The 17155-nt window shown below is 50.3% G+C and carries 15 protein-coding genes and 1 tRNA gene; 7 read left to right on the forward strand and 9 right to left on the reverse strand.

Annotation, left to right across the window (positions count from 1 at the left end):
• Position 1: 1 nt before the first annotated feature.
• Entirely contained in the window at positions 2 to 901 is a 900-nt protein-coding gene (locus tag JSQ97_RS03005) for a DUF6675 family protein (RefSeq protein ID WP_205074692.1), read from the forward strand.
• Here the strand turns inward: JSQ97_RS03005 and JSQ97_RS03010 are convergent.
• A complete protein-coding gene (locus tag JSQ97_RS03010) occupies positions 898 to 1791 on the reverse strand; it encodes a DMT family transporter (protein ID WP_205074693.1) in 894 nt (297 codons plus the stop codon). The genes JSQ97_RS03005 and JSQ97_RS03010 overlap by 4 nt on opposite strands.
• Positions 1792 to 1962: 171 nt before the next feature.
• Between JSQ97_RS03010 and JSQ97_RS03015 the strand changes: the two genes are divergently transcribed.
• Positions 1963 to 3318 carry a divergent polysaccharide deacetylase family protein gene (locus JSQ97_RS03015; RefSeq protein ID WP_205074694.1) on the forward strand — a complete coding sequence of 452 codons (1356 nt, stop codon included), beginning with the start codon at positions 1963 to 1965 and terminating at the stop codon, positions 3316 to 3318.
• A 335-nt stretch (positions 3319 to 3653) separates the two neighbouring features.
• Positions 3654 to 4682 carry a tRNA (adenosine(37)-N6)-threonylcarbamoyltransferase complex transferase subunit TsaD gene (tsaD, locus tag JSQ97_RS03020; protein WP_205074695.1) on the forward strand — a complete coding sequence of 343 codons (1029 nt, stop codon included), beginning with the start codon at positions 3654 to 3656 and terminating at the stop codon, positions 4680 to 4682.
• Between the two features lie 820 nt (positions 4683 to 5502).
• On the opposite strand, the gene JSQ97_RS03025 is transcribed toward tsaD, so the two are convergent.
• Genes JSQ97_RS03025 through JSQ97_RS03035 form a run of 3 tightly spaced genes read right to left on the reverse strand, consistent with a single transcriptional unit; the run spans position 5503 to position 7297 of the window.
• Complete coding sequence (locus JSQ97_RS03025; protein WP_205074696.1) at positions 5503 to 5940, reverse strand: GNAT family N-acetyltransferase; 438 nt, start codon at positions 5938 to 5940, stop codon at positions 5503 to 5505.
• A complete protein-coding gene (locus tag JSQ97_RS03030) occupies positions 5934 to 6494 on the reverse strand; it encodes a GNAT family N-acetyltransferase (RefSeq protein WP_205074697.1) in 561 nt (186 codons plus the stop codon). The genes JSQ97_RS03025 and JSQ97_RS03030 overlap by 7 nt, the downstream gene beginning before the upstream one ends.
• On the reverse strand, positions 6491 to 7297 hold the full coding sequence (locus tag JSQ97_RS03035) for a protein-ADP-ribose hydrolase (protein WP_205074698.1): 807 nt from the start codon (positions 7295 to 7297) through the stop codon (positions 6491 to 6493). The genes JSQ97_RS03030 and JSQ97_RS03035 overlap by 4 nt, the downstream gene beginning before the upstream one ends.
• 112 nt (positions 7298 to 7409) lie before the next feature.
• Here JSQ97_RS03035 and JSQ97_RS03040 point away from each other — a divergent pair.
• A tRNA-Arg gene (locus tag JSQ97_RS03040) sits at positions 7410 to 7483 on the forward strand.
• Positions 7484 to 7655: 172 nt separating this feature from the next.
• Positions 7656 to 9047, forward strand: coding sequence for a GntP family permease (locus JSQ97_RS03045; RefSeq protein ID WP_205074699.1), 1392 nt, complete (start codon positions 7656 to 7658; stop codon positions 9045 to 9047).
• Between the two features lie 108 nt (positions 9048 to 9155).
• Here the strand turns inward: JSQ97_RS03045 and JSQ97_RS03050 are convergent, their stop codons facing one another.
• The 4 genes from JSQ97_RS03050 to nrdD form a co-directional block, all read right to left on the reverse strand.
• A complete protein-coding gene (locus JSQ97_RS03050; protein ID WP_205074700.1) occupies positions 9156 to 9524 on the reverse strand; it encodes a DUF488 domain-containing protein in 369 nt (122 codons plus the stop codon).
• Between the two features lie 55 nt (positions 9525 to 9579).
• Positions 9580 to 10407 carry an ATP-binding protein gene (locus tag JSQ97_RS03055; RefSeq protein WP_205074701.1) on the reverse strand — a complete coding sequence of 276 codons (828 nt, stop codon included), beginning with the start codon at positions 10405 to 10407 and terminating at the stop codon, positions 9580 to 9582.
• A 172-nt stretch (positions 10408 to 10579) separates the two neighbouring features.
• The gene (gene nrdG, locus JSQ97_RS03060; protein WP_205074702.1) at positions 10580 to 11074 is read right to left on the reverse strand and encodes an anaerobic ribonucleoside-triphosphate reductase activating protein; all 495 of its coding nucleotides are present in this window, start codon (positions 11072 to 11074) and stop codon (positions 10580 to 10582) included.
• Entirely contained in the window at positions 11074 to 13236 is a 2163-nt protein-coding gene (gene nrdD, locus JSQ97_RS03065) for an anaerobic ribonucleoside-triphosphate reductase (protein WP_205074703.1), read from the reverse strand. Before nrdD ends, nrdG begins: the two co-directional genes overlap by 1 nt.
• Positions 13237 to 13409: 173 nt before the next feature.
• On the opposite strand from nrdD, the gene JSQ97_RS03070 reads away from it, so the two are divergent.
• A complete protein-coding gene (locus JSQ97_RS03070) occupies positions 13410 to 14321 on the forward strand; it encodes a fructosamine kinase family protein (RefSeq protein ID WP_205074704.1) in 912 nt (303 codons plus the stop codon).
• 203 nt (positions 14322 to 14524) lie between these two features.
• Complete coding sequence (locus JSQ97_RS03075) at positions 14525 to 14947, forward strand: bacteriohemerythrin (protein WP_205074705.1); 423 nt, start codon at positions 14525 to 14527, stop codon at positions 14945 to 14947.
• A gap of 153 nt (positions 14948 to 15100) precedes the next feature.
• Here the strand turns inward: JSQ97_RS03075 and uvrB are convergent, their stop codons facing one another.
• Positions 15101 to 17098, reverse strand: coding sequence for an excinuclease ABC subunit UvrB (gene uvrB / locus JSQ97_RS03080; protein ID WP_205074706.1), 1998 nt, complete (start codon positions 17096 to 17098; stop codon positions 15101 to 15103).
• Positions 17099 to 17155 lie beyond the last annotated feature (57 nt).

Genomic DNA, 17155 nt, shown 5'->3' on the forward strand with positions numbered 1-17155 from the left:
CATGAAAAAAAATATAAAAAAAATCGTCTTCGCTCTCGCGGCATCGCTCTGCATGATTTCCGCTTACGCAGGCGATGAAGCGATGTCCGATCCGTCTACCGTGATTTTCCCGACATACGGGGATGCGGAGCACAAATTCGCTGTGAAAAAAATTGAGACTCTTTCGGCGGTCCTTCCGAACCTCGACGAAAAAGCGGCGGCCGATCTTGTCGGAGGAAAGGTGATTTCTTTCGGCAACGGAAGCGGGGAAGATTTGACAAAGTACGTGCCCTCTTCGAGTGCCGCCGCGAAAAAATTGGCGGCGGCTCCGCAAGGCAAACAGGGCTTTGCCGTCGTATCGTGTGCGATTATCCCGTATCCCGCTTCGTGGAAAGATATGAGTGCGGACGAAAAGCTTCTTTCCCTCTACAATGCACTCGGCCGCGTTTCCGCGCAAAAGGGCATTACGTATATTTCGCGGAGGGCGGGCTATAAGCCGAAAACGCTTTTTACGCGCTCGTACTACATCGCAGATGCCGAGCATACGGAAAACGCGCTCGCCGATCCCGTTGCAAGCGAAGTTTCCCCTTCCGATGTGCGCTATGTGTTTCAGGAAGATACGTCGTTCGGCGAAAATACGTATCTCCACACGTACACCGATTCCGCATCCGAAATCTTCGTCGAAATCACAAACTGTACGCCGATGAAATATCACGGAGTGACGTGCTTAAAAGAGCGCGAAATGGAAATGTGTATCTCGGCGTATCCGCTCGAAGAAGGCATTTTCTTTTCTTCCGCCGCAATCGTTACGGGGCAAAAACAGACGGTGACTGTTCTCTTTATAAAAGTGGATTTGGCCGACGCATTTAAACGCCGTACCGATGCGCTCTACGAGTGGTTCCTCGATCAAATCAATAATTAATAATCGCTGTGCCGTCTGTTGTACACGAATACGACGATCGCCATAGCGATGATGACGGTGTAACCTGCAAAACTCATCGCATCGGGTATTTGGCCGAATGCGATATATCCCATGAGCGACGAAAATAAAATTTGCGAATAATCGAATATGCTGATCTTTGCGGCAGGTGCCGCACCGTACGCGGCGGTTATAAAAAACTGTCCGCCTGCCGCCGCGATGCCCGTGCCGGTCATAATGATGAGCTCGGCTTTCGTCATCGGCGAATAGCGGAAAAGTAAAAACGGGACTGCCAAAAGCGATGAAAAAAGCGAAAAGTATGCGACGATGAGAGTATTGTTTACTTTCATCGCGCTTAAACGGCGGACGCACGCATAGGCGAATCCGGCTCCGACTCCGCCGAAAAAGCCCGCAAGGGACGGGAGCATCTCGACGACATCGAACGACGGTTTGATGACGAGCGCGGCTCCGGCAATCGAAACGCATATTGCCGCAAGCGGAAGCGGCATGATCTTTTCGCCGAGCAAAACAAAGCTGAATACGACGGCAAAAAACGGTGACATTTTATTGAGGATCGACGCGTCTGCGATATTGATTTTATCGATCGCGTAAAAGTTTCCGAATACGCCGAGGGAACCGGCGGCGGATCGGAAAAAGAGAAAACGGCCGCTTCCCCGCGGCAATGCGAACGGGCGCTTCCCGGTGCGGCATTCTCTCAGCAAAAGCGCGGCCGCGATAAAAAAGGCGATGATATTGCGGAAAAACGCTTTTTGCACAAAGGGTATGTCGCCTGCAAGGTGCGCGAGCATTCCCATAAGCGCAAAGCAAAACGACGCGCAGACGATATAAAAGACGCCTTGTGCGACGCGGGCTTTGCTGTATTCTTGGGACATATATGCATTATAGTCCGAAACGACGACATTCGTAAAGCTTGAAAACCCGATGTGTGGAAAACATGGTGTGGCAATAATTTTTGATTCGATTTTTCACATTCGAATTTTTCGATTCTTCGACCGGGATCATCGCCGTTTCCAAAATCTGCGATACGTGATAGAATACGCGCTATGGCACAAAATGGACGCACGCGCGGGCGGAAAACCGTTTCGCGATCTTCCGCAAAACCGTCAACGCGGATAAAACCCGCATCGGGGCGGAGAGCGGGCAAAAAACATAAAATCGTATTTTCCTCCGTACAGACGGCGATCCTGTGTGTCGTAATCGTCGCTTTGTGCTTTGCAGTCCTCATCGTCAATTCGGGACGGAATCCGAAAAACACCGCCGTCGAAAATCAGATCGCCTCACAAAACGCGGACAGTGCAGGTGATGCGTCGGGCAGAACGGAGAGTCGGCAAAATGCCGATCTGCAAAGTTCGAAGGATCCGCAGCAAAGTTCGCGTTCTTCGTCGCGCCGAAAAGCTGAGAGCTCCGACGCCGTACAAAGTGCAGAAAATCTCGACGTGCGGCAAAGCTCAGGGCGGGAAACGCGATCGAGCGAAGAGCCGAAAAAAAATGCAGCAGTGGGAACTTCAACCGAGCGGGAGCGCGTGGTCGAAGCGCAGGTTCGCCGAAGCGCGGGTAAAAATTCTTCCGAAAACGCAAAGCCCTCGTCTTCCTCGCCCAAGGGGCAGCCGGCAAATCCCCCATCCGTAAAACCGCTTTCGGCGGTAAAGCCTTCTCCCTCGGCTTCCGTGTCTCCGGCAGTACCCGCATCTCAGCTTCCCGACATCCCGCAGGCGGTAAACGGCGCGAAGCTCGTTTTCGTGTTCGACGATGCGGGGCAAAGCCTTTCGCAGCTTGAAAAATTCGTTTCGCTCCCGTTCCCGATCACCGTGTCCGTTTTGCCGAAGCTCGCGCATTCGAAAGCGTGCGCCGACAAAGTGCGCGCATCGGGCAACGAAGTGATGCTGCACCAGCCCATGCAGGCGGTAAACTTGAACGTCAATCCCGGTCCAGGCGCGGTGACGGCGGATATGCAGACGTCTTCGATCGAAGCGCTTATAAAAGAGAATATCGCCGAAATCGGCCCGGTCGCAGGGATCAACAATCACGAAGGCTCGCTCATCAGCGAAGACGAAATGAAAATCGGAGCTGCGATGCTTGCGGCAAAAGAGAGCGGCGTCTTTTTTCTCGATTCGCGAACGACGAGTCAAACGCGCGTACCGCAGGCGGCTATGGCGCTCGGCATACCCTACTATTCGCGGAACGTGTTTCTCGACAATACCAAAGACCGCGAAAAAATCATCCGCGAACTCATGCGCGGCGTCGGCATTGCGAATGCGAACGGCGCTGCAATCATGATAGGGCATATATGGTCGGCCGATATCCTGCCGGGCATATTGATCGAATTTTATCCCGCGCTGAAAAACAAGGGGTATGTGTTTACGACGGTGAGCAATTCCGACGCGCTTATCCGCCCGTAGTTGTGCGGCGCAGGCGGTACGGCGTTTTACAAGTTTATTAATTGGTTCAATTTCGAGTTTTTTAAAACTCGAAATTTTCCATCAGTTTTGTGTAATGCAGAAATGGTGAGTTTTAAAAACAAATAACAGTGTGCGGAGGCGAGGCTCCGGCTGCGTGCCGTTTCGAGCGTTAGGCTTGCGGAAGCCTGCTCTAAAAGCTCGACCGCGGCATACACGGCGAGTTTGCAGAGCAAACTCGGTAGTGAGCGCAGCGAGCGAAGTTCTCGCCGAAAGCATAGCTTTATTCACGCATACTTTCAAAACTCGACATTCGACCTAATTAGTTTGGAGTAACGATGAAAGTTCTCGGTATCGAATCTTCATGCGATGAAACGGCGGCGGCGATCGTCGAAGACGGCCGTGTTATTTTAAGCAACGTCGTTGCGACGCAGATCCCGTTTCACGAAATATACAAAGGCGTCGTCCCCGAGATTGCCAGCAGAAAGCATGCCGAATGGATTTTGCCCGTCGTAAAGCAGGCGTTCAAAGAAGCTTCTCTTTCGCTCGACGACATCGATGCGGTTTCTGCGACGAACCGTCCGGGATTGATGGGCGCTCTCCTCGTCGGTTTGACTTACGGCAAAACGCTTGCATGGGCGGCGGGAAAACCCTTTATCGCGGTCAACCACATGCTCGGTCACCTCTACGCGGCGCACCTTGCAAACGATATCGCCTACCCGTATCTCGGTCTCCTCGTTTCAGGCGGTCACAGCATCATCTGCAAAGTGCACGGATTCGACGACATCGAAGTGCTCGGTACGACAGTCGACGATTCGGTCGGCGAAGCTTTCGATAAAGTCGCCAAGTTTTACGACCTCGGCTATCCCGGCGGCGTCATTATCGATAAACTTTCGAAAGAGGGAGATGCGCGCGCATTTTCGTTTCCCGTTCCCAAACTCGACGAAAGCGAACACCGCTACGACGTTTCGTTCAGCGGATTGAAAACGGCCGTCATCCATCAGCGCGATCTCTTTTTGAACGAAGGCTTCGAGCCGACGACGGAAAATATGTGCGCGTCGTTTCAGGATGTTGCGTGCCGTACGCTCACATCGCGCCTTTTCCGCGCGGTGGAAGACACGGGTCTTACGACCGTCGTCGCAGGCGGAGGAGTCGCCGCCAATTCGCACTTGCGCGCGCTGCTCGCCGAGAGGCGCGACATCACGTGCATATTTCCGCCGCTCAAACTCTGCGGCGATAACGGCGCGATGATCGCAGGCGTCGCTTATCATTTTTTGCAGCGCGGCGATACGAGCCCGCTTAACACGACCGCCTGTGCGCGCATCCCTCAGTTTAAGCGCGGATTGGAACAGGTGCGGAGGCGATAGCGGTTAGGGCAATGGATGCGCGAGGTGGGGAAAATGCAGGAACAATATGCTTGAAAAAACATTGAAAATTATTTCTGTAATATTAATAATTAATTCTTTGGTAACGGTTGTGCTCTTTGTAGTTATCGATGAAAAATTCGGCGGCAACGTATTGAATTGTCAACAAATCGAAAATGAATATGCGATAGCGAATAAAAACGGAGATATAAAAATCGTTTCGAAAAGGGTATGGCAGGTCAGTTATATCCTTACGGTTTTGTTATTCGTTGCTGTTATTCTCGGCATTTTATCCGTTTTTTATTTGTTTGTTCGCTACGTTTTTTTGCCGAATACGGTGCGGACGTATAAAATTTATAAGTCCCGTGCATATCGGTAACAGGGTTATTCAGCGATGACAATCTGCACCGCGACTCTATGTTCCGCAAAGCGGGGAGAAAAAACGAATGGACGATCACGATAAAAGCGCCGCCGCAAAACGGCAAAGTATCCGCAGAAAAAGACAGGAGGCAAAAAAAGTTTGCATCTATGCAAGGAATGCGTTTTTAATTTGTTTGTTATTGACAATAATGCAAATGGTTTTCATAGCGATGAACGGACCGTATCAAGGTTCGATACTCATGAAAACTTATCAATTTTATACCGACTCTTCAATATATCTGAAAAAGAGATGTTTGCCGATTTATACGGCGGCTTTTTTCATACTGTATATCGTTTATTTGATAAAATCGAAGATGTATCGAACACGTAATACGAAAGATTATCGAGCAAAACATGTCCGCCGTATGCCAACTTAGAGACCGTTGAAGTAAAATAGAGCGTATTACTCAAGCCATTGTATAAATGCGGTTTTATCTTCACTGTTGTACCCTGCATTTCTATAGAAGTTCAATGTGTTTTTATTTTTTGTGCCGGTTAAAAGCATCATCTTATAGCAGTTGTTTTTAATTGCAATCGCTTTGGCATAATTCAGACATTCGCTTGCGTATCCTTTGCCGCGAAAATCCGTATGAGTAACTACGTTTTCAATAAACGCATACGGGCGTATATTTCTTGTTAAATTCGGAATGATAACACACACGCAGGATGAAATTATTTTACCGTTTATTTCGTTGACAATAATATGATGGTTCTCATCTTCAATAATCGTTTTCCATGTATTTTCCAAATGCTTCGAGTTTTCCGGAATATCGGTTTCATGTAAAAACAGATACAAACCCAATAATTCATGTAAATCTTCTTTAACCGCTTCTCTTACCATACGCACTTACCATGATCCTGTAACAACCACGCTTCTTTCGATATGCAGGTAAAGTGCGTCGTTCGCAGGACCCCTTTTAAAGCACAGGGAACGTTTTCTTTCGTATGATGATATCGGAAGCCGCATTTTTCCTGCGCCCGTTTCGATTTATCGTTTCCGTCAAAATATCCGCACCACAGTTTTTCGAGTTTCAAATCTTCGAAGCCGTGCCGCATCAGCTCGCGAACCGCCTCCGGAATAAGTCCTTGTCCCCAATACGGTACGCCGATCCAAAACCCTATTTCACCTTCCGTATCGGGAAGGCCGATATTGCTTAACTTACCGATCATTAAGGCGATACTGCCTACAGGCTGTCCCGTCTCTTTGAGTACGACCGCGTATGACTCCGGTACGGAGAGGATATTACTGATGACGGTTCTGCTGTTTTCAACACTCGTATGGACAGCCCATCCGGCTGTCGGCCCCACGTCGGGATGACTTGCGTATCGGAAGAGATCTTTTGCATCCGATTCCCTCCACGGGCGAAGCGTCAATCTTTTTGTTTCCAAAATCATTCGGCTCCTCCTCCGGTACCCTTGAAGATGTTACTGTAGATATCCCAATCTTTATCGTTAAATACATTAAACACGACTTTCATTCCGCTTTCACTTTCTTTACAATATGTGCGGACGGTTTCGACGGCGATTTCGGCCGCGCGTTCATTCGGAAACATAAAGACTCCGGTGGAAATGCAGCAAAAAGCGATGCTTTTTACGTTGTACGCTTCGGCAAGATCAAGGCAGGAACGGTAGCAGGACGCGAGCTGCTCTTCGTGTTTTTTTTGCAATCGCCCCTGCACGATAGGCCCTACGGTATGGATCACATACTTGCACGGCAAATTGAATGCAGGAGTGATTTTTGCGCTTCCCGTCGGCTCTTCGTGCCCCTGTTTTTGCATAATGTCGGCGCACACGGCGCGCAGCTGAATGCCTGCGAATGTGTGGATGCAGTTGTCGATGCATGCGTGGCAGGGCTGCCAGCATCCGGTCATGCCGCTGTTTGCCGCGTTTACGATCGCGTCTACTTTGAGCCTTGTGATGTCGCCCTGCCAAAGGTACATATTCCCGCCGCCTTGTCCGGTAACCGGTGTTAAATCGGCAAAATCGGTAATGCCGCGCTCTCGACCTGCTTCCTGTAAATACTCGTCCTGTATGCGCAAAAATTCTTCGCTTGCAGGCTCGGGCGGACGGACATTCATGAGGGAGCGGAGCAGGCGTTTTTGTTCATTCTCATCGTCCGGTATCTGTACATCGTGATAGCCGGGATTTTCCTTTAAAAGAGAGTCTATTAAAAAAATGCGCCGTTCATTTTGCGTCATAGAAATTCCTCTGTATGATCCGATTGATTATACCGAAAAATGAAAGAGCTGTCTCAAAAATCGATATCTTGAACTTGCAAGAATCCTGCGTTTACTGTAGTATAAGCCTTACGGCGCTTTAGCTCATCTGGATAGAGCAACTGCCTTCTAAGCAGTAGGTAGGCGGTTCGAGTCCGCCATGCGTCAATCTGAGGCGCACAAAAGCTGCGGTCGAGGTTTTCGTTCCGCTGAAAAAATCATCGCGTATGACTGCTCTTATTGTTTTGTACGCCCCCGATATGCATTTTCCTTGAAAAAAATCTTGCAAAAATGAAAAACTCGTGTTAGTATAATTGACAAAAAAAGGAGGTCATTATATATGACAGGTTTACCGTTTATTTTTGTTTTTGTCATTGCGATCATCGTCATGGTGTTTGCGATCTCAAAATTTAAAATTCACCCCTTTATTTCGATCATGTGCATTTCGTTGCTGCTCGGTTTGATCGCCGGCATTCCGCTCGTCAACGTGAAAACCGCCGACGGAAAAACGGTGCAGGGACTTGCAAACGTCATCGGAGCGGGCTTTGCCGGTACGTTTACGAGCATCGGTATCGTCATCATCCTCGGTGCGCTCATCGGTTCGATACTCGAAAAAACGGGAGCTGCGCTGAAACTCGCCGATATGATCATTCATCTCGTCGGGAAAAATCATCCCGTCCTCGCCGTAGAACTTATGGGCTGGGTCGTTTCCATTCCCGTGTTCTGCGATTCCGGTTTCGTTATCTTAAACCCCATCCGCAAAGCGCTTGTCAACAGGACCGCCGCTTCTTCCGTTGCAATGACGACGGGGCTTTCGTTCGGTTTGTATATCTCGCACGTATTTATCCCGCCGACGCCGGGTCCGATCGCCGCTGCGAATACGCTCGGTATCGGCGACAATCTTTTGCTCGTTATGGGCATGGGCGCGCTCTGTTCTATTTTGCCGCTCATCGCAGGTTATTTTTTTGCAAAATACATCGGTGCCCGCGTCCGTGCGGACGATGAAGCCGATGCGGGGCAGGTGACGAAAAGCTACGAACAGCTCGTTGCCGAATTTAAAAAACTTCCGAACGGCTTTAACGCGCTCGCGCCGATAGTCGTTCCCGTTATCCTCATGGCGGCGTCATCCGTTGTCTCGATGGCAAAGATGCAAGGCTTCGGGATCGATGTTGTTAAATTTCTCGGAACTCCGGTTATCGCGCTCGGCGTGGGTACCGCCTTTGCAGTGCTCCAGCTCAAGCTTGCCGATAAAATAAAGGATTTTTACGCTATCGTCGAAGAGACGCTCAAAGTGACCGGTCCGATCCTGTTTATCACGGCTGCCGGCGGCGTTCTCGGAAAAGTTATCGCGTCTTCCGATATGGTGAACTATATCAAAATGCACGCGACGGTGCTCCAGACGATGGGTATATTCTTCCCGTTTATCCTCTCCGCGATTTTGAAAACGGCTCAAGGCTCTTCGACCGTCGCGCTTGTAACTTCTGCAGGCATCATCGCGCCGCTGCTTCCGGTGCTCGGTCTCGATTCTCCGGTACGGGCGGCTCTTGCGTGTATGGCGATCGGCGCCGGTGCCATGACCGTAAGTCACGCGAACGATTCGTATTTCTGGGTCGTCACGAATTTCGGCGCAATGTCGCCCGAGCGCGGTTATAGAACGCAGACACTCGGTACGCTCGTACTCGGTATCGCAGGCGTCGTTGAAATATTCATTCTCTCTCTCTTCCTGCACTGATAAAAAACGGGAGAAGCACAAAGCAGCGCTCTCCCGTCTTATTGCACAATCCGGGCACCGCTAACAATCGATTACGCTTTAGCGGTGCTCATTGATTTTAGGGAACCTCTATCCTATCTTTTGCAAAATCCAATCGCGGAGTACGACGGCGTTATTGTGTTCGCTGTCCTTTGCGCCGTAGAGGAGCGTTACATTTTTCGTTTTGAGCCTTTCGGCGCATTCGGCTGCAAATTGTTTTGCTTCCTCGTTTTTTGAAAGTTCTTTTTTGTATGCGGCACGAAACATCGGAAATTTTTCCGGTTCGTGATTGAAATCTTTTCGAATTTCGTTCGACGGCGCAATATCTTTGAGCCAACCGTCGATGGCGGCATTTTCTTTTTTTAATCCTCGCGGCCACAGGCGGTCTACGAGACAGCGCTCTCCGTCATCGTCCGATGCGGGAAGATATACTCTTTTGATAAGCAATTTTCCTTTCATAGTTACCATATCATACTTTTATCGCTCAAGTTCCGCAATAACACCGCACTTATTTTTATTCGTCCAAAATACGGCCGTCGCATGAAACGGTGACGACCCGCCACGGAATAAATTTTCCGCTCGCTTTCAACGCGTTTACCGCAGCGTTTTCGATGCCGCCGCAGCAGGGCACTTCCATGCGGACGACGGTGAGGCTTTTGATATCGTTTTCGCCGATAATCGCAGCGAGCTTTTCCGTGTAGTCGCCTTCGTCGAGTTTCGGACAGCCGATGAGCGTCGTTTTACCTTTGATAAAATCGTTGTGAAAATTTCCGTATGCGTAAGCGGTACAGTCCGCCGCGATCAAAAGATGCGCGCCGTCGAAATACGGAGCGCGGAGCGGGGCGAGCTTGATCTGCACCGGCCACTGCCGAAGCTGCGATGAGAGGACGTGCATCGCTTGAAAAGCCGGGGAGGGCGAAGCGTCGGCGCTTTCCCGATCAAACGCTCGGAGTGCGGAACCCGGACAGGCAGTCGGACGGTGCTCATGCAGGGGAGATGCGGCGCTGCGATCGAAGGTGCGCAAAGCGGATCCGGGACATCCTCCCGCACGATGAAAACTTCTTTCGGGACGGCACTCTTCCTGCTGCGTGTGAAGGGCGGCGCGCGAGGCTTTGTGAGCGGCGACCGCTTTTTCATCGTAGGCTGCAGCTTCTCTCTCTTCAAAAGTGATAGCTCCCGTCGGGCATTCGGGAAGACAGTCTCCCATGCCGTCGCAGTAATCGTCGCGGATGAGTTTCGCTTTGCCGTCTACCATGGCGATAGCGCCTTCGTGGCAGGCGGTCGCGCAGGCGCCGCAGCCGTTGCATTTTTCCCGATCGATATGAATGATTTGCCGTTTCATAATTTTTCCGTAAAAGTTTCCGTGTAATAAACGCACGTTTTTAAGCGAACGTTGTTTTATCGGTATAATTCAATCTTGTTAAATTATACCGCTTTTTAAAGAATGAATACGTTGGAAAAACAACGCATTTTGAAAAACGCGACATTCGGCCTAAAAATATGCGGACGGCAATTTACTCGCTGCGGTTTTTCAAATACAGGATGCGCTGGTTCCGTGAGCCTCGGAACGCGAGCGTTATGTCCCGCTCTGCTTCGATAAAAGGTCCGTCGATGAGCACGTCGATGAGGGAGAGCATTTCATCCGTCGCTTCGCAGTGTTTCCGTCCGCCGGAAAGCAGATCCGCTTCGTACACGTAGCCCGTGTAGCACCATATCGTTTTGTGCGGAAAGGCTTTTTTGACGCGGCGCAAAAAGGGGAGGATATCCCGCTGGTTTTCTTCTTCGAAGGGCTCTCCTCCGAGCACGGTGAGACCCGCGATATAATCGGGTTCGAGTGCGCGGATGATTTCGTTTTCAGTTTCTTTTGTGAATTCCTTGCCGTAGAGGAAATCCCATGTTTCTTTTTGAAAGCATCCCTTGCAGCAGTTGCGGCAGCCGGAGACGAAGAGCGAAACGCGTACTCCTTCTCCGTCGGCCACATCCGTTTTTTTTATGGCGCCGTAGTACATTACAAGTGCAGCACGCGCTCTTTTATCTCCTGCGTGCGTCCCTGATTCCAGTACTGTGTGCCGATATAGCCGCAGGTACGGCGCGCTACATTCATCTTCGCCTGATCGCGGTTGCCGCAGTTGGGACATTCCCACACGAGCTTGCCGTCGGTATCGGAAGCGATGCGGATTTCGCCGGTAAAGCCGCAGCTTTGGCAAAAATCGCTTTTCGTATTGAGCTCCGCGTACATGATATTGTTGTAGATGTGTTTTAAAAGTGCCATGACCGCTTCCATATTGTTTTCCATGTTCGGCACTTCGACATAGCTGACCGCACCTCCGGGAGAAAGCTCTTGGAACTGCGCTTCGAATGTCAGCTTTTCAAACGCGTCTATCGGCTCGGTGACGTGCACGTGGTAGCTGTTGGTGATATAGTTTTTATCGGTAACGCCGGGAATGATGCCGAAGCGCTGTTTTAAACACTTGGCGAATTTATACGTCGTGCTTTCAAGCGGAGTGCCGTACAGCGAAAAGGCGATCGTCGTTTCTTTTTTCCATTCGGCGCACGCATCGTTTAGGCGGTGCATGATAGCAAGCGCAAAAGGCGTCGCTTCGGGATCGGTGTGCGATTTTCCTGTCATATAGCGCACGCATTCGCAGAGTCCCGCGTATCCGAGCGAAATCGTCGAATAGCCGTCGAACAAAAGCTTATCGATTTTTTCACCCTTTGCGAGGCGCGCGATCGCTCCGTTTTGCCACAGGATCGGAGCCGCATCGCTTTTCGTTCCGAGAAGGCGCTTGTGACGGATCATGAGCGCGCGGCGGCACAGCTCAAGCCGTTCGTCCATGATGCGCCAAAATTTTTCCGTATCGCCGCCCGAAGAGCAGGCGACATCGACGAGGTTCAGCGTGACCACGCCTTGGTTAAAGCGTCCGTAGAATTTCGGCTTGCCGTTTTCGTCGCGATAAACCGTGAGAAAAGAGCGGCAGCCCATGCACGGATAGCAGTTGCCCTCTTTGAGTTCGAGCATCTTTTTTTCGGAAATGTAATCGGGTACGAGACGCCTTGCCGAACACTTCGCCGCAAGTTCGGTGAGATAATAATATTTCGAACTGCGCTCGACGTTGTCGTCTTCGAGTACGTAAATGAGCTTCGGGAAGGCGGGGGTGATCCACGCACCGGCTTCGTTTTTGACGCCCTGATAGCGCTGCTTGAGCGTTTCTTCGATGATGAGCGCCAAGTCCGATTTTTCCTGTGCGCTCTTAGCTTCGTTCAAATACATAAAGACCGTGACGAAGGGCGCCTGTCCGTTCGTCGTCATCAGCGTAATCACTTGGTATTGGATCGTTTGCACGCCCCGCTTTATTTCATCGCGCAGGCGGTTTTCGACGATGTATGAAAATTGCTCATCCGTTACGGAAAGCTTCGTCGTCGCGATCATCTCTTTCGTTTCTTTTTCGATTTTTTTGCGGCTCACGTCTACGAAGGGCGCGAGGTGTGCAAGCGAAATGCTCTGGCCGCCGTACTGACAGCTTGCAACTTGAGCGATGATCTGAGTGGCGATATTGCACGCGGTCGAAAACGAATGCGGCCGGTCGATTTTCGTATTGCTGATGACCGTGCCGTTTTGCAACATATCTTCGAGATTGACGAGGTCGCAGTTATGCATGTGCTGCGCAAAATAGTCGGCGTCGTGAAAGTGGATGATGCCTTCGGCGTGCGCTTTTGCGATATCTTCGTCGAGCAAAAAGCGCCTCGTGATGTCTTTGCTCACTTCTCCGGCCATATAGTCGCGCTGGACGCTGACGACCGTCGGGTTTTTGTTCGAGTTTTCCTGTTTGACTTCTTCGTTGTTTTCATCGAGCAAACTTAAAATCTGCGCGTCCGTCGTATTCGCTTTTCTCATGAGCGCGTGACGATAGCGGTACGTGATATACGTTTTTGCGACGTTGTATGCGCCGCATCTCATGATGCCGTTTTCGACGCGGTCCTGGATCGTTTCGACGTCGAGCGCGTGCCCGCCTCTCGCGCATTCGATTTCGATGTCATCGGCGACGGAATCGATCTGCTCTTGCGTGAGGCGCTCGGTTTCCGGCACCTGTTCGTTTGCTTTTGAAATCGCAACCGTTATCTTTGAGCGGTCGAACGGAACTTCCGCACCGCTTCGCTTTATGATTTTCATATATTCCCCTGATATTTTCGGTAAAATCGATATAAAATTGATATCGATATAATTTTAGCGCTATATATAGCGCCTATTGATAATAAAACTACCAGATATAGCGTTTTTAGTCAAGCGAAATATAAAAAACAGCACATATATTAAAAAAAATCGATTTTTGCTATACTCGAGCTATGGCCGAAGCGTTTTTACAGTATACGTCGCTCGCGCACGCGCTCACGGATATCTTCGGGCGCGGCATTTCGATTTCGCACACCGAGCGGCTTTCAGGCGGCGACATAAACAAAGCGTACGCGCTCATCCTTTCAGACGGTAAGCGCATTTTTATGAAAGCAAACGCAAAAGAAAACGCCGCTTTTTTTAGCGCCGAAGCGACAGGTCTTTTTGCGATCGCATCGACGGGTACGATCGCCGTTCCGCACGTTTTGGGCGCGGGTACGGACGACGGAGAGCATGTTGGCTATTCTTTTTTACTCCTCGACTATATCGATCCCGGTGAAAAAGACGATGCGTATTGGAAAACGTTCGCCCGCTCTCTTGCAGCTCTGCACCGGGCGGACTGCGCTTCTTTTTCTTCCGGTAAAAAGTTCGGTTTTATCGAAAACAATTTTATCGGAGCGGCCGAACAGATAAATGCGCCGTCCGATTCGTGGGTCGATTTTTTTCGTGAATGCCGCCTCGCTCCGCAGTTTAAAAAAGCTTCCGGGTATTTCGATACGGCGATGAACGGAAAAATTATTAAACTGCTCGAACGCATGGAAAACTTTATCGCAGAGCCGGAAGCTCCTTCTCTTTTGCACGGCGACTTGTGGAGCGGAAACCTTATGTGCGCTTCCGGCGGCAAAGCCGTTCTTATCGATCCCGCATGCTATTGCGGAAATCGGGAAGCGGATATCGCGATGACTGAACTTTTCGGCGGGTTTCCGCGCATATTTTACGACGCGTATAACGAAGCCTATGCGCTTGAGGCGGGCAGGGAAGAGAGGCGTGATCTGTACAATCTCTATCATATAGTAAATCATTTAAATCTCTTCGGCAGGGCATATTTTACTGCCGTATGCGACATCGTAAACGAATATAGTTGATATGCAAACATATTTGACATGATTTGAAAATGCAGTTATGATAAAAGCCGGCCATGAAGTTGCTATTATCGGCTCATCTTCGCCGGAGTCGCTTTGCTTGCGGTGAGTGCGGTCTTAAACGATATTGAAATTAATAATTTTTTTGTGCGGATACAATGTTTTGAAAGCGTACGCTTCGTACAAAAAGAATATGGGAGTATGTTATGGAAAAGGTTGCAAAGGTTCAGTGGGACGATTCCTATCTTTTGAATATACCGGAGATAGACAGTCAACATAAGCGGCTGCTCGCTATTGCAAATGAGCTTTATGATGCGGTGGAAGGATCTCCCGAAGATTATAAACTGAAGATGTCGAAAGTGCTTAAATCATTGACCGATTACACCGTTTACCACTTTACCGAAGAAGAAAAATTTATGGCAAAATACGGTTATCCCGCGACGAGTACGCATAAGGTTGCGCACGACGCGTTCGTGCGGGAAGTCGAAATACAGGTACGCAAGCTCGACGGCGGTACTCAGGATGATGCGCTCAAATTTTATTCTTTTATCGTAAACTGGGTTTTGATGCACATCGCGCGCGCCGACCGCATTTGGGGTAAATTCGTTTCGCAAAAATTGGAACAATAGCAAAACGCAGCGGAACGCGGCCGCTTCCGTTTCGGACTTTTTTATTCGTGCGGAGGGTTTAATACTCCGACGCCGCTTGAAGTTTCGCTGCGAGGCTGCGTCGGGGTCGTTGATTAAAATTGCCGCCGATCGATTCGCGTTCGGCGGTTTTTTTTATGTTCCGTATTGATTTTCGATATCGCGTATTTGATCGCGGATGACGGCGGCCTTTTCGTATTCGAGACGGTCGGCGGCTTCAGCCATTTCGTTTTTAAGAGCGGCGATAAGCTTTTTGCGCTGAGAAGGCACAAAGAGGTTCGCGCTTTTTTTGAGGACGGCCAGTTCGACCGCCGCCGTTTCTTCGGCTTCTTTTTCTTCGTGCACTAAAATATCTTCGACCGCTTTTGCGATCGTCTTCGGCGTAATGCCGTGTTCTTTGTTGTACGCTTCCTGAATTTCGCGCCGGTGCTTCGTTTCGTTCAGCGCTTCCTGCATCGCATCGCTCATCCTGTCCGCATACATGACGACCGTTCCCTCCGCATTCCGCGCCGCCCGTCCGATGATTTGGATCAAGCTCGTCGCCGATCTCAAAAATCCGATTTTATCGGCATCGAGGATCGCGATAAACGACACTTCCGGCAAATCGATCCCTTCGCGCAAAAGGTTGATGCCGATGAGTACGTCGAACTCTCCCGCACGCAGCCCTTTTAATAATTCGACGCGCTCGAAAGTTTCGACTTCGGAGTGAATGTATTTTACTTTGAGCGAAAGACCGAGCAGGTAGTCGGTCAAATCTTCTGCCATTTTTTTTGTCAGCGTCAGAACGAGGCTGCGTTCGTTTTTTGCGATGCGCTTTTTGATTTCGTTGTAGATGTCTTCCATCTGACCTTCGCTCGGCCGCACTTCGACGATCGGGTCGAGAAGGCCGGTGGGTCTGATGAGCTGTTCGACCACTTGCGTGCTCTGTTTTACTTCTTCTTTTCGCGGCGTTGCGCTCACGTAGATGACTTGGTTGAGCTTTGCGGAAAATTCGGCAAACTTGAGCGGGCGATTATCGAGCGCGCTCGGCAGGCGGAAACCGAAATCGACGAGGTTTTGTTTTCGGCTCCGATCTCCTTCGTACATCGCGCCGAGCTGCGGGACGGTGACGTGCGCTTCGTCGAGCATGCACAAAAAATCGTCGGGAAAATAGTGGAGGAGCGTCGCGGGCGGCTCTCCCGTTTTTCGTCCCGTGATCGGTGCGGAATAGTTTTCGATGCCCGGACAGTAGCCCATCTCTTTCATCATTTCGATATCGTACGTCGTGCGCGTTTTGAGGCGCTCGTATTCGAGCGGCTTTTTTTGCGCTTCAAGTTCGGCGAGGCGAACGTCGAGTTCCCTTTGTATGCGCTCGGTTGCGGCGACGAGCAGTTCGTGCGGTACGACAAAGTGGCGTGCGGGGTAGATGACCGTTTCGTCCAAATCTTCGATCGTCTTTCCCGTCATCACGTTGAAGCGCTTTATCTTTGCGACTTCATCCCAATCGAATTCGATTTTATACGCTTCGTCCGTTTCCATGTATGCCGGAAAGATTTCCATGACGTCGCCGCGGATTCTGAAATTGCCCCGCTCCAATACGGCGTCGTTGCGCTTGTACTGCAGCGCGATAAGTTCTTCTGCGATCGTATGTGTAGTGCGCGATTCTCCCTTTTCGATGTGTACGCGCATCTCTTTGTATAAGTCCGGCATACCGAGGCCGTAGATGCACGACACCGTTGCAACGACGACGACGTCGCGCCGCTCCATAAGGCTGTACGTCGCAGCCAAGCGCATCCGGTCGATTTCATCGTTTATCGACGCGTCTTTTTCTATATACAAATCCCGTGCGGGCACATATGCTTCGGGTTGATAATAATCGTAGTACGAAACGAAATATTCGACGGCGTTGTCGGGGAAAAAACTTTTAAACTCGCGATACAGCTGCGCCGAAAGAGTTTTATTGTGGCTGATGATGAGCGTCGGACGCTGCACGCGTTCGATGATTTTCGCCATCGTAAAAGTTTTGCCGCTTCCGGTTACGCCTTTGAGCGTCTGGTACTTGTCGCCGCGTAAAAAACCTTCGGCAAGCGCGTCGATCGCCTGTTTTTGGTCGCCCGCCGGTTCGTACGGAGACACTACGTGAAATTTGCGCATACCGTAAATATACCGTACCGTGCGGTAAAAGGCAAAAGGGTCTGCCTTTCGGGGAAA

Source organism: Treponema sp. Marseille-Q4523, from assembly GCF_016901105.1.
Taxonomy (GTDB): domain Bacteria; phylum Spirochaetota; class Spirochaetia; order Treponematales; family Treponemataceae; genus Treponema_D.

Bases quoted from the DNA above. Each gene is read 5' to 3' on its own strand.
- JSQ97_RS03005 (WP_205074692.1), top strand. From the start codon at position 2: ATGAAAAAAAATATAAAAAAAATCGTCTTCGCTCTCGCGGCATCGCTC.
- JSQ97_RS03010 (WP_205074693.1), bottom strand. From the start codon at position 1,791: ATGTCCCAAGAATACAGCAAAGCCCGCGTCGCACAAGGCGTCTTTTAT.
- JSQ97_RS03015 (WP_205074694.1), top strand. From the start codon at position 1,963: ATGGCACAAAATGGACGCACGCGCGGGCGGAAAACCGTTTCGCGATCT.
- tsaD (WP_205074695.1), top strand. From the start codon at position 3,654: ATGAAAGTTCTCGGTATCGAATCTTCATGCGATGAAACGGCGGCGGCG.
- JSQ97_RS03025 (WP_205074696.1), bottom strand. From the start codon at position 5,940: ATGGTAAGAGAAGCGGTTAAAGAAGATTTACATGAATTATTGGGTTTG.
- JSQ97_RS03030 (WP_205074697.1), bottom strand. From the start codon at position 6,494: ATGATTTTGGAAACAAAAAGATTGACGCTTCGCCCGTGGAGGGAATCG.
- JSQ97_RS03035 (WP_205074698.1), bottom strand. From the start codon at position 7,297: ATGACGCAAAATGAACGGCGCATTTTTTTAATAGACTCTCTTTTAAAG.
- JSQ97_RS03045 (WP_205074699.1), top strand. From the start codon at position 7,656: ATGACAGGTTTACCGTTTATTTTTGTTTTTGTCATTGCGATCATCGTC.
- JSQ97_RS03050 (WP_205074700.1), bottom strand. From the start codon at position 9,524: ATGAAAGGAAAATTGCTTATCAAAAGAGTATATCTTCCCGCATCGGAC.
- JSQ97_RS03055 (WP_205074701.1), bottom strand. From the start codon at position 10,407: ATGAAACGGCAAATCATTCATATCGATCGGGAAAAATGCAACGGCTGC.
- nrdG (WP_205074702.1), bottom strand. From the start codon at position 11,074: ATGTACTACGGCGCCATAAAAAAAACGGATGTGGCCGACGGAGAAGGA.
- nrdD (WP_205074703.1), bottom strand. From the start codon at position 13,236: ATGAAAATCATAAAGCGAAGCGGTGCGGAAGTTCCGTTCGACCGCTCA.
- JSQ97_RS03070 (WP_205074704.1), top strand. From the start codon at position 13,410: ATGGCCGAAGCGTTTTTACAGTATACGTCGCTCGCGCACGCGCTCACG.
- JSQ97_RS03075 (WP_205074705.1), top strand. From the start codon at position 14,525: ATGGAAAAGGTTGCAAAGGTTCAGTGGGACGATTCCTATCTTTTGAAT.
- uvrB (WP_205074706.1), bottom strand. From the start codon at position 17,098: ATGCGCAAATTTCACGTAGTGTCTCCGTACGAACCGGCGGGCGACCAA.